Origin of the sequence: Sphingobacterium sp. LRF_L2 (assembly GCF_965644235.1) — a bacterium.
Taxonomy (GTDB): domain Bacteria; phylum Bacteroidota; class Bacteroidia; order Sphingobacteriales; family Sphingobacteriaceae; genus Sphingobacterium.
Window position 1 is genome coordinate 24,505 of record NZ_CBFFRI010000002.1, and the last position, 12,238, is coordinate 36,742.

The window sequence follows — 12,238 nt, forward strand, 5'->3', positions numbered from 1 at the left end:
ATGAAAAAAGTATTCAATATATTGGTCTTATTGCTGCTGTATGTTAGTACTCAGGGCCAACAACCCGTAAATAGGAGTTCGTTAACAAAGGTTGCAGATGTCTTAGCACAGCAACCGGCTCTAGAACAAGCTCGGGTTCTAGAAGCAATGAACGAATTGGGAAATTTTAGTGCTGAGGATATCGCAAATTTGCTGTTAACCTTGAAGCCGCAAGGTTCTGATAATGCTTCTGTGGAATATGCCGCAAACTCTTATGCATTTTATGTAATGCAACCAGGAAAAGAAGATCAGCGTATGGTGTATTCAAACGGATTGATATTAGCTTTAGATAAATTAACGGACAAGGATAATAAAGCGTTTGTTCTGCAGTTGATGCGGCAGGCTTCGAAGAATGAAGCTATAGTAGCTATAGTTCCTTACTTGCAGGACGATTTTCTATATGATAAAGCCGTTCTTGCATTGAATGGGATACGTACGAAGGAAGCTGCAACTTCGCTTTCTGTAGCACTCAAAGAGGTGAAAAGTGAAAATAAAGCAATGGCCATAGTGACGGCTTTGGGCGATCTTCAATCGAAAGTAGATGAGGAGGCAATTATTGGAACATTAACGAAATATACCTCGGAAAACTATCAATTTGCGGCTTATACAGCGCTCAGTAAAATTGCTGGTTCTCAATCTGCTCCATTCTTTTTGCAGAAATTGAAAGATGTAAACTATCAATTTGACTCTAGTAATATTGCCGGCTTAACATTGATTTATGCACATAATCTGTTGAAAGAGGGAAATCCTAATCTTGCATCGTCAGTAGCAAATGTCTTGCATAAAGAAGCTCAAAAGAGAAGTGTAGCGAGTTTGCAAGCTGGAGCTATACAATTGTTGGCTGAGATTGATCCCGCTAAAGTGAAGAAGCTGTTAATGAAAGGCGCATTAAGTACAAATGCGTTATACAGAAAAACTGCTCTTGAATTGTTGCAAACTCGGGTTACACCTGCTGATTTAAAAAAGTTGATTGCAACGCTTAGTAAAGTGTCTCCTGATATACAGGAGAGTATATTTGAATTCTTAGCCTCTAATGGTAGTGCATCACATATTTCTACCTTGGAGAGTCATGTCGATGCGATTTCCGATAGTAAAGCAAAAATAGCTGGGATAGATGCTATTTTTGCTTTATCAAAAGGTGAAAATAGCCTTTATTTGATCGAAGAAATTGAGAAGGCTGATGATTCTGTTGTAAAAGGAATTGTGGCATTGCTATTATCCTCAAAAAATGGGCAGATTATTGACGAAATCAATCGTGCATTACCTCATGAGGATCGGAAAACGCAGGTCGTTTTACTTGGTGTTCTCGCCCAACGTAGCAATCCAAAATCTTCGTCTGTTTTGCTGCCTCTTTTAACGATTGATGATACGGCTTTACATGCAGCGGCCTTAGGTGCATTACCAAATGTAGTCAATTCAGATGATTTCGATCCGATAGTCAATTTGTTGAAAAGCTGTTCTAATGTAGATGCCCCATATTTACAAAGGTCACTGGTCGCTATTCTGAAAGCTAGTCCGGATAAGGACGAAAAAATCAAAAAGTTAATAGCACTTGGTGTTTCCCCTTCAGAAGATTCTTCCTTTGCAAAATTCTTTCCTGTTTTTGCGGGTGTCGGGGGAGCGGCTTCTTTAACGACAGTGACAAGCTATCTGACAAATTCATCTCTGAGTGAGATTGCGATAAGAGAATTGGCCAACTGGTCCAATACAGAGGTTCTTCATACCTTGATAAAGTTAGCTCGGACGAAACATTCCGATGAACTATTTGGAATACTATTTAACGGATTGGTTCGTCAAATTAATGCAGATAAAAGTACAGCTGAACAAAAGACTTTATATCTTAAAGATGCGTTTTCTATTGCGCAAACTACAGAACAGAAGCAACATGTTTTGGGCAGTCTACAAGCTGTAGGCACTTATCAAGCGATGATTTTTGCGGCAAAATATATGGGCGATATGAAGTTGAAAAATGCAGCAACCAATACCGCTATGAATATAGCAATGGATAATAAAGCTTTTACGGGAGATGATGTAAGGCAGATTTTGGAGAATGCAATAGGGAATTTGGGTGGCAGTGAAAGTTCTTATTTGAAAGAGGCCATTATTCGTCATCTATCAGAAATGCCGCAAGAAAAAGGCTTTGTCTCTTTATTTAATGGTGTTGATTTGAATGGATGGCAGGGCTTGGTTGAGAATCCTCTAAAAAGAGCGTCGATGCCAGCAAAAGAGAGAGAGCAAAAACAACGATTAGCGGATGTGGAGATGCACAGAAATTGGCAGGTATTAAATGGTGAGTTGGTTTTTAACGGTGAAGGTGATAATATTGCTACTATTAAACAATATGGTGATTTTGAGCTGCTTGTTGATTGGAAGTTGGATCCCAATGGTAAGGAACCTGATGCAGGTATCTATCTTCGAGGAACACCTCAAGTACAAATTTGGGATATATCCCGTACCAATGTGGGCGCTCAAGTAGGATCGGGAGGGCTATATAATAATGTAAAAGGGCCTAAAGATCCGTTGGAAGTCGCCGATAATGCACTTGGTGAATGGAATACATTTAAAATCCGGATGGTTGGAGAGATGGTCTCGGTATGGTTAAATGGTTTATTGGTCGTGGATTCCGTTGCCTTGGAAAATTATTGGGATCGCAATCAATCTATTTTTCCTCAAGAGCAAATAGAATTACAAGCACATGGTTCTCGTGTTTGGTATCGCGATATTTTTATTAAGGAGTTAGCCAGGAAAGAGATCTACACTTTGAATGATGACGAAAAGGCAAAAGGATTTGAAGTGTTATTTGATGGGGAGAATTTGGATAAATGGACAGAAAGTACAGCCTATGAAATTACACCTGAAGGTTATTTGCGCGCAAACCCTGACGCCAAGTCTGGAAAAAACCTTTATACAAAAAAAGAATTTTCAGATTTTATTTATCGCTTTGATTTTAAATTGACTACGGGTGCAAATAATGGAGTTGGTATTCGGACTCCCCTAGAAGGCGATGCAGCCTATGTTGGATCAGAAATTCAAATTTTAGATAATGATGCAGCTATTTACGAGAATTTGCAAGATTATCAATATCATGGTTCTGTATATGGTGTTATACCCGCAAAACGTTTGGCGATGAAAGCAATAGGTGAGTGGAACAGGGAAGAAATTCGGGTAGAAGGAAGTAAGATACGAGTAACGCTGAACGATGTCGTTATTCTCGATGGAGATTTAGCTGATGCAGCTAAAAATGGTACGTTAGATAATAAGCCGCACCCTGGACTTCTCCGTTCAAAAGGACATATTGGTTTTTTGGGACACGGATCTGAAGTTTTTTTTCGTAATATTCGGATTAAAGCGTTGTAAAAAAATGTTAGAAGTAAAAGAGGACATTTTTAATGCACCTCTTTTATTTCTTTGAAATACTGTTTTAACTGAGTTATTATAGGTAAGGGATTGTCGAATCATCTCTGCTGTCTAGCGTCAGTCCAGTTGGTGTTTGATCAATTGTGATTACTTCATCTGGAGCCACATTTCCGCTATCACTTATCTTGAAACGAAATATTTTTTTAGATCGATCTGCGACATATAGGTATTCCCCGGTTGATCGAACATCTAGAGCGATATCTACAGGTTGTGTCAGTTGAGTATTCTCTCCTGTGATAATACGAGTGGGCGATATAGTCGTTCCCGTCAATTTAGTGTCGAACGCCTCAAATATCAGGATACGTCCTGTTCCTGTAGTTTCTCCATCGTCATAATCTACAATGGCTAGTACATTGCGTACTGTATCATAAGACATCCCACGGAGATTTTTGGCATTTTCAATACCGATAAAACGATCAGGGCTAATATTAGCAGTTGAATCTGTCGAGTTTACCGATTTGGTAATGATATTCTCAAACACATACAAGCCACCGTTTTCGCCTCTTTTTCCGACATACAATCGATTGTTTTTGTACGCAGCTCCTTGCATTTGAAGATCCTCAGTGAACATTTTTTTATAAGGTCGCTGATTTACGGATAAACTTGTTGGTCGATTTACCAAATATATTCCGGAATTCGATCCGTCAGAGTTTACCACAATCAACGCATCAGAAGACCTGTGATAGGCCAGAGCTGTTACTTTTGAAAAGTAAGAATTCGTGGTATAACCGCCATTCGACAGCACCGATTTTGAGCTTATCGTAATACCATATATCGAATAATCACTCACAGTGGCATTAGCGCTAGCTTGAACTACCGCTTGCAAAAAAGGATTAAAATAAATCGGTCCACCACCTTTTGCTTGTGAAACATGTGCTTTGTCAAATTTGAACGAAGTAGAATCCGCCCTCGAAACTATCCGTATATTGGAGTCGGCGATGCCGATATCGGATGTTCCGTAATCCTCGAAGGAAACATATAATCTGGAATAGTCCCGCTCTTCCGTTTCCGGACTAGTCACGTCGTCTGAACAGGAAACGATAGCTAAGAAAAACACAAGGCCTAATATTTGATAATACTTCATCGTATTGAATTGCTGTCAAAAAATAATCATGAATAAACTTCTCTTCTTCTTTATGCGGGGCAATATATATCAAAAAAAAGGCATTTCATAAATAACTTGGGAATTTATGATTGTATTAACTTTTTTAGTGATTTTCTCCGTATATTGTCAGAATGTTTTATGAAAAATCAGGTGGAAAGATTACGCATTACTTTTTTTTGAAGATATGTTTGCGGCGGGATCAGAAAGTACATTTTATAATAGGAAATCAATTTATGGAATTGAAACCATTGAAGATACAACAGTATTCATTGTTCCCTTTTCTTTGGTTGAAAAACTATCGATGTATTCTATTCCAGTCAATCAATTGATGCAATCTATTCTTTTACAATCTTTAATTGGATTTTCTTCACATCTACAAGGCCTGCAATTTGAAACAGCTCAGGATCGCTATCAAAAGCTTATGTAACAGCATCCTACGATTTTGTCTAGAGTGCCTTTGGGTGATATAGCATCCTATTTAGGGATTTCTCAACAAACATTGAGTGTGATTCGTGGAAAACGTTGATTAAAGTCCATCTTGTCTATGTAGTTTTTTTAGATATCTTAAAAAAAGTAAACCATATAAGGCAGATATTTGTTGTGCAATAAATAAATGAATATTATGAAGAATAAATTAAGCTTGGGGTTACTGACCCTTAGCATGATTATCTACCACTATTATGGGATTGCACAATCTGTCGTAGATCCGAATGTAAAGGAATTTATTCATAAGGCATTTCAAACCAATAAGGGATTAAAACTAAAGAGCTACGAAGTGGACAAAGCTGTATTGGAAGTAGAAGGGGTGAAGTCAAAAAAGTTGCCCCATGTGTCGGCAACGGGTTTATATGGGTACGTACATGCCAATGGAAGTTTGGATATTCCAACCATAAATTTACCTATTCTAAATACAGGAATCTTTGAGGGTGCTACTGACTTTCGTATGAATACACAAGTGGCTTATGCAGGAGTGTCAGTACGGCAGATCATTTTCACTGGTCTCCAGATTCCAAATGGAGAAAAGGCGCTGAAAGCTAAAGCAAAAGCTCAAAACTATTTAGTAGAGGCGTGTAAGGAAGAGCTTGCAAAAGATATTGTAGCAACGTTTGATCAGTTGATGTTATTAACAGAGGTAAACAAACTTATTATTGATTCGGAGAAACGTTTGAAAAAAGAACAAGAGAAAGTCAATCAAGCGATTGCAAATGGGATGGCTATTCCTTACGACAGAGATAAACTTAAGCTAGCATTGTTGGAATTAGAAGAGAAAAAGGTTGAGTTATCAGGGAATAAGGAGCTTTTGATAAAAAAGATTGAACAAGAAACGGGTTTGTCAGTATCGGAAATAGGAGGGGTATTCTATCCCTTATTACCAATTTACTTTTCCTTCTTACCTGAAGATGTTCTGCAACGCTCAGAATTAAAAGCATTACAAGCCTCTTCAGAAGCTTACAAATATTTGTACAAAAAAGAAAAAGGCGCATTATGGCCTTCGATTTTTGCCTTTGGAGCGGCTAATTATTTGAATGTATTTCAAACAAATTTGAGGGTCAAAGATTATCCTATTGTAGGCGATATAAATTTATCAGGCAACTATCTGAAGGGAAGTCCCAATTTTATGGTAGGATTGGGTGCAAAATGGGAAATTTTTAATGGTGGACAGCATAAAAATAATTTGAAACAAGTTGAACTTGATCAAATTATTAATGCGACTAAGCAGGCAGATGTAGAGGAAAAGTTTACCTTGTTACTGGATAAAATCAAAGTAAGTTACAACACTACAAACCTGAAGTTGAAAGTGGGAAATCAACAAGTGAAAGTCGCGTCAAATAATTTGCAGATGGCTTCCCGACAACATGATGCAGGATTAATTGATGTTACCGAGTTATTAGCGGCTGAAAACGAGTGGTACAAGGTTAGTTTAAACTATTTTAGTCATGTATTGCAACAACGATCTGCGGTGTATGAACTGCTACATGCTTCTGGGAAATTATTACAAACGATTAATGAATAACATGAAAAGACTCTATTTTACAGGTGCGATTCTTTTTTTTCTGTCTTGTTCGAACGACGTAAAGGAAAATCGTATAGAAGGAAAAATTGAACGCGAACAAATAACTGTAGTGACTAAGGTGCCTGGTAAAGTTGTGAAGTTTTTGGTTCAAGAAGGAGATTTGGTAAATGAGGGGGATACGTTACTTGTACTTGATATTCCAGAGGTAGAGGCCAAAGCGGAACAGGCTCGTGGCGCTTTGCAATCAGCTGATGCACAATATACTATGGCTGTGAAGGGGGCTACGGGAGGGCAGCTTATACAATTGCAGGCGAAGGTGGATGGTCTTAAAGAACAGTACGATTTTGCAAGGAAATCAATAGATAGACTTCAAAATTTACTTCTCGATAGTCTTATATCTCAACAAAAATACGATGAAACATATGCAAAATACCAAGGCGCGAAAAGCCAATATCTAGCAGCGCAAGCTGAAATGGCAGAAGCGAAAAGAGGAGCGCGTTATGAACAACAGATCATGGCTCTTGGTCAAAAAGAAAGGGCCTTGGGTGCTGTTGAAGAAGTCAACGTGGCAGCGAAAGAAAAGTATATCCTTGCACCTCAGGATATGAGCATAGAGACTATTAATCTGAAAATTGGTGAATTAGCAATGGCTGGTTATCCTATCGTTAACGGATTTCTAAACAACAGTACTTATTTTCGATTTACACTTCCAGAGGATAGAATAGGAGCCTGGAGCAAAGGGGAAGATGTTGTGGTACAGGTACCTTATTTGAATAATAAGGAAATAAAGGCGAAAGTGACCGCAATCAAGACATTGAGTGCTTACGCAAATATTGCAACTGCATATCCCGACTACGATATTCAGCAGGCTCTTTTTGAAATTAAAGTTGTACCGCAAGATCGAGAGCATAGTAATGACCTTTTGACCAAAAGTTTGGTCGTCCTTCAATTACCATAAATTCGGAGGTGATAAGTGATGCATTTTAAGACGTTAATCCTACGAGAGTTTAAGCTTTTTTTTAATAATAAAGTTTTGTTGGTCCTTTTTTTAGGTGCTCCAATCTTATATGGAATCTTGATCGGACATGTATACCAACGAGGTAAAGTGACTCAAATGCCTGTAGTTGTGATTGATGAAGATAGAGGCAATGTAAGTGCCACATTTATTGAAATGTTGGGAGACAATGAGAGCATAGATGTTGTTCGCATTATCCCTTCTTTATTCAACGCTAAAGATATTGCTATCGAAAATGAGGCGAGTACAATAGTCTATATTCCTGCAGGTTTCTCCTCCGGAATCCAGCAAAACCGTTTGCCTGAGATCATTGTTTTCGTGGATGGTGCAAATACTCTCACTTCAAATACGGCGTTAATGGCTGTAAATGTATGTGCGATGACGTTAAAAGCGGGAATACAAATACAGACGCAGATGAAGAAAGGAGTTCCAGCTACCATTGCAGCGCAGCAGTATGAGCCATTTAAAACAACGATTGTTAAACAGAATATCCGAAGTGGGAACTATCTTTATTTTATGTTGCCAGGAGTATTGATTACCGTGTTGCAGCAAGTTTTACTGCTCGGTTTAGCACTTTCGTTTTCTTCTGAATTTGAGAATGGAACTTTCGAGGAATTAGTTGACAAGGTAGGAAATCCAGTAATATTGATTCTTATCAAAATGATACCTTATCTGTCGATGTCGCTTGGTATCATTTTTCTCTATTGGGGTTTTGGTCAGTATTATCAAATGCCGCTTTACACAGATTTAGCATGGTTTACTTTATGCACATTTGCATTCCTTTTGTCGGTCTGTTTTATCGGTGTTTTGGTCAGTATTATCCTGCCATCCCAATTAAAGTCAACAGAAGTCCTAATGGTAATAGCAACACCTGCTTTTATTATTAGTGGCTTTACTTGGCCATCTAGCTTAATGCCTCATTGGGTTCAATGGATAGCGAATGCCGTTCCCTCTACGCATTTTTTACGTATTTTTAGACTTCTATTTATTCAACACGCTGAAAAATACCATACTTATAAGCCTTTAGTTGCTTTGAGTGGCATTGCTCTTCTCTGTTTTATGGCAGCGGTTTTGTTGCTGTCTATTAAGATCCGCAAGGTTAAGAAGAAAATGAAGTGTGTTGAAAATACTTGAAACAGTCATAATGTATTATATACTTCAAGTTCCGTTTCAACTATTTAGCTTCCTTGGGATTATCATACAGCAAATAGTCGAAAAATTAATAACAGAAAAGATGCTTTATTAAGTAAATATGTTTGCATAAATAGTTGTATTTCAGTTATTTGTAAGTTGATTGTTCCAACAGTTCCAATTGCCAAAGAATCTCTTCCGGGCGAATTGGATAAGGAATGTTTTGTCGAATTTGGCTATGCACAGCATCGAAAAGCTGAAGGTAAGTTGTGTTAGCCGATTCTATGATTTCTTGAATAGGATTTTCTTCGCTATCAAAAGTTGTTAGAATTCCTGCTTGCTCCTTGGGATCTTTACCGTAGGATGGATCAAGTGGTTGGATGTGATTTAATAGCTGAGTCTCTTGTATATCGCTTCTTGTTTTTACAAAACTTCCCTTAGATCCATGGATAATAAAGGCTGGTGATGGATTGGCCGTCAAGAGGCTTGAAGTAACATTTGCTGTAATATCGTTATTGAATTGGAGTTGGTAGGTGAAAAAGTCGGGTACAAGCGAATTTTCTCTGTTACTGGAGGTTAGTATATGGCTATGGATTGGACGACCAAATAGGCTGATCACTTGATCCAGAAGATGCGGTCCGAGATCAAATACCAATCCGTTTCCTGCTGTTGCTCCTTTTTCTTTGAATGTTTTTACGCCAATAGTAGGTTTGTAGCGATCAAATCTAAAGTTTACTTCTATTATTTTGCCTAATTTACCACTTTCTATAATGTTTTTTACCGTATTGAAGTCTGTATCCCATCGTCTATTTTGATAAACCATATAGTGTAATCCTTTTGATTCGGCTAACTTCTGTAATGTTAACAGCTCTGTACGGTCGGTTGTGGCGGGTTTTTCAACCAGCACATGCTTACCTGCTTGTAACGCGGCAAGTGCATGTTCGAAATGTAAATAATTCGGTGTATTTACAATGACGAGTTCTATTTGTTCATCGTTTAATAATTCATCTACGGAGTCGTAGCTGATGATATGCGGATAATATTGATGTGCTATTTTTTTGCTTCGTTCAACAATTCCTCTTAGGTCAAAATCAGCATGAGCATCGATAAAAGGGCTATGAAAAACTTGGCCCGACATTCCGAAAGATAAAATACCCGTTGTAATATTTTTTGTATTCATTTTTATTATTTTTTCAATAAATGTAAACCACTTGGGCCAGCTAAAATAGCCTTTGTTGCCAATGCGTAAAATAAAGAGTGATCGATAATCCCGGCCATAGATTTTAGCTCATTGAGGCGTTCTAGTTCGGGTAACTTTTTAAACCTTATGTCGAGAATAGGATTCCCTGTTACCGTATTTACTGTTTCAGTAGGGTCAGACGACATTCTAAAGTGTATGTTGGCATCAGGAAATACGCTTCTCAATTGATGAAAAACTGCTGCCTTCGCTTGGCTAGCTACTTCTAGCGAAAAGGGAAAGGTATGGTCCAATTTTTCGATATATTTTGTACACTCTGCTAGCAGTACAAAATTTTCTGCACACGACGCTAAAATCTTCTCGTTGGAGAAGATGATGCCTCCACTTTTAAAAGCGTTTAATCGACTATCTAGTTGATCGCATCCATCAAAGTATATGTGTAGATGATCAACTTCGTCAAGGGGTTGAACATATATATCCCGTTCTCTTAACATGGTGATCGTATTGGGACACGAAGAGCAAAGAACCAGTGAGGAGATTAGCTTGTTTTTCTTAACCAAGATATCAACCAGTTTCATTATGGTTCTTCCCGATCCCAATCCTATTCGTTGTCCTTCTTGTATTTGATCCAGGGCCGAATGCGCTATTATCTCTTTCAGATCTATCATTTACGGTTTTTTGATGACTTTATTGTAGTAAGATAATCATTATGTTTGATAGATAAGGTTTTTATAGATTTAGTTTAGTAAAGTACCTCTAAAGTTTCGTTGTATATAGTTGTTTTTTTTCAGTCATAACTGATTTAATAAATAAGGAATGTATTTGAATTGTTCGTTTTATGAATTACAGTCAATTATTATGATTGACTGTAATTAATCGAGATCTAGTTGTTTCTTTTTTAGGTAAGCTGATGATGTTACATATGTTGCTATATCGGGAAATTTAATAGATATTTGTATTTGTTAACTAAAATTAGGGAGTATCGAGCAAAGTAGGGGAGATCAACGACCAATATTATTAATATAAGTTATTTTTCAAATTATGTTGTTTAAAAGAAGTCTATGGCTATTTTTTGCCCTTTTTTTGGCTATAGCCTGTAAAAAAAATGTTCATGTAGATATTGAGCCTGTACCAGAGCCAGAACCTACGCCAGGGGTAATCAATGGGAAATTACCAATACCTAATGGATTCACTACAGACCTAGGCACAATTAATATTCATGCTATTGCAAATGCTAATATACCTGGTGGTTCGTTGAATGAACTTATTCGCGATATTTCTGGATCAAAAGCAAGCTATTGTCATCCCGATGTGGTATATTTTCCATTGGGTTTCAACGGTTATAAATATTGGATGGTTTTTACTCCCTACTTCGGCATAATAGGGTCTGATCGTACGGCTGCACTTTATGAAAACCCAACGGTTGTCGTGTCCGATGATGGTAAAAATTGGATCACTCCAGCAGGACTTGTTAATCCGATTCAACGTCCCCCAGCTCTTGAAGATTCATATACACCTGCCAACGGTAAACCAAATCAAGGATATTGGTCAGATGTAGATTGGATTTTTAATGGAACAGAATTTCAGTTGTACTATCGAGGTTGTTTTTTTTCTAATCAAATATTGAAAAAATGGGGCGCAAAAAGTGAGAATAATGCTAATAAGTTAACTCAAGATGCAGAACGGACTATAGTTCGGCAGACATCCAAAAATGGAATTGATTGGACGCCTTTGGAGATAGTTTACGATAGTAATGAGCCTGCCTCACTACAAGATAACCATATTATTTCACCGTCATTTATAAGAACGAACAACCGGATTGTTAGTTATGAAGTAGATTTTAAACCGAGTTATAAATCTCCTATACTCACAGATATTAGATCTAGATCATCATTAAATGGTTTAGATTTTACACAATATAGAAATAGCGATAAAGTAGAATTTATGAATAAGCCCTGGCTTGAGATTGATCGTCGATATTCCACATGGCATTTACAAGCCTCATATATAGATGGCTACTACTTTCTGTGTTTAGCTATTGGAAACGTAGAAGGATATACATCTACTTCAAATTACTTAGCTTACTCAAAAGATGGTATACATTTTCGTGTATTCGAAAAGCCTATGGTTGCGTCGAATGTGTATCGGTCTGCTGTTTTTCCTAAATATGCATCAATTGAAGAAATCGAATTTGGAGCGGTTATAGGCTACAAATCGGGGGCCTTTGCATACAGGGAGTTTAAGTTGAGCAAAAAGGTTTTGGACGATGGACTGAAGTAACAGGCTGACTAGGATAAGTTGTCTTAGGTATTTTTTATA

At 37.6% G+C, this 12,238-nt stretch carries 9 protein-coding genes; 6 read left to right on the forward strand and 3 right to left on the reverse strand.

Annotated features, from left to right (window positions below; genetic code table 11):
* Nucleotides 1-3,396 (forward strand): 3-keto-disaccharide hydrolase, encoded by a 3,396-nt coding sequence (locus ACSZOX_RS03235; RefSeq protein WP_437918318.1) that lies wholly within the window; start codon nt 1-3, stop codon nt 3,394-3,396.
* A gap of 76 nt (nt 3,397-3,472) precedes the next feature.
* Here ACSZOX_RS03235 and ACSZOX_RS03240 read toward each other — a convergent pair whose 3' ends face one another.
* Nucleotides 3,473-4,540, reverse strand: a complete 1,068-nt coding sequence (locus ACSZOX_RS03240; RefSeq protein ID WP_437918319.1) for a hypothetical protein — start codon at nt 4,538-4,540, stop codon at nt 3,473-3,475.
* A gap of 205 nt (nt 4,541-4,745) precedes the next feature.
* Between ACSZOX_RS03240 and ACSZOX_RS03245 the strand changes: the two genes are divergently transcribed.
* The 4 genes from ACSZOX_RS03245 (at nt 4,746) to ACSZOX_RS03260 (ending at nt 8,724) form a co-directional block, all read left to right on the forward strand.
* Nucleotides 4,746-4,988: a hypothetical protein gene (locus ACSZOX_RS03245; RefSeq protein ID WP_437918320.1), complete on the forward strand. Its 243-nt coding sequence runs from the start codon at nt 4,746-4,748 to the stop codon at nt 4,986-4,988.
* Between the two features lie 195 nt (nt 4,989-5,183).
* The gene (locus ACSZOX_RS03250) at nt 5,184-6,575 is read left to right on the forward strand and encodes a TolC family protein (protein ID WP_437918321.1); all 1,392 of its coding nucleotides are present in this window, start codon (nt 5,184-5,186) and stop codon (nt 6,573-6,575) included.
* Nucleotide 6,576: 1 nt separating this feature from the next.
* A complete protein-coding gene (locus ACSZOX_RS03255; protein WP_437918322.1) occupies nt 6,577-7,533 on the forward strand; it encodes an HlyD family secretion protein in 957 nt (318 codons plus the stop codon).
* 75 nt (nt 7,534-7,608) lie between these two features.
* The gene (locus tag ACSZOX_RS03260; RefSeq protein WP_437918323.1) at nt 7,609-8,724 is read left to right on the forward strand and encodes an ABC transporter permease; all 1,116 of its coding nucleotides are present in this window, start codon (nt 7,609-7,611) and stop codon (nt 8,722-8,724) included.
* A 145-nt stretch (nt 8,725-8,869) separates the two neighbouring features.
* Here ACSZOX_RS03260 and ACSZOX_RS03265 read toward each other — a convergent pair whose 3' ends face one another.
* Complete coding sequence (locus ACSZOX_RS03265; protein ID WP_437918324.1) at nt 8,870-9,901, reverse strand: Gfo/Idh/MocA family oxidoreductase; 1,032 nt, start codon at nt 9,899-9,901, stop codon at nt 8,870-8,872.
* A 5-nt stretch (nt 9,902-9,906) separates the two neighbouring features.
* Nucleotides 9,907-10,587: a ribose-5-phosphate isomerase A gene (locus ACSZOX_RS03270; protein ID WP_437918325.1), complete on the reverse strand. Its 681-nt coding sequence runs from the start codon at nt 10,585-10,587 to the stop codon at nt 9,907-9,909.
* Nucleotides 10,588-10,960: 373 nt separating this feature from the next.
* Here ACSZOX_RS03270 and ACSZOX_RS03275 point away from each other — a divergent pair, with 373 nt between their 5' ends.
* A complete protein-coding gene (locus ACSZOX_RS03275) occupies nt 10,961-12,199 on the forward strand; it encodes a hypothetical protein (RefSeq protein WP_437918326.1) in 1,239 nt (412 codons plus the stop codon).
* Nucleotides 12,200-12,238: the final 39 nt, after the last annotated feature.

Coding starts and splice junctions, on each gene's coding strand:
- ACSZOX_RS03235 (WP_437918318.1), top strand. CDS start 1: ATGAAAAAAGTATTCAATATATTGGTCTTATTGCTGCTGTATGTTAGT.
- ACSZOX_RS03240 (WP_437918319.1), bottom strand. CDS start 4,540: ATGAAGTATTATCAAATATTAGGCCTTGTGTTTTTCTTAGCTATCGTT.
- ACSZOX_RS03275 (WP_437918326.1), top strand. CDS start 10,961: ATGTTGTTTAAAAGAAGTCTATGGCTATTTTTTGCCCTTTTTTTGGCT.
- ACSZOX_RS03270 (WP_437918325.1), bottom strand. CDS start 10,587: ATGATAGATCTGAAAGAGATAATAGCGCATTCGGCCCTGGATCAAATA.
- ACSZOX_RS03255 (WP_437918322.1), top strand. CDS start 6,577: ATGAAAAGACTCTATTTTACAGGTGCGATTCTTTTTTTTCTGTCTTGT.
- ACSZOX_RS03265 (WP_437918324.1), bottom strand. CDS start 9,901: ATGAATACAAAAAATATTACAACGGGTATTTTATCTTTCGGAATGTCG.
- ACSZOX_RS03245 (WP_437918320.1), top strand. CDS start 4,746: ATGTTTGCGGCGGGATCAGAAAGTACATTTTATAATAGGAAATCAATT.
- ACSZOX_RS03250 (WP_437918321.1), top strand. CDS start 5,184: ATGAAGAATAAATTAAGCTTGGGGTTACTGACCCTTAGCATGATTATC.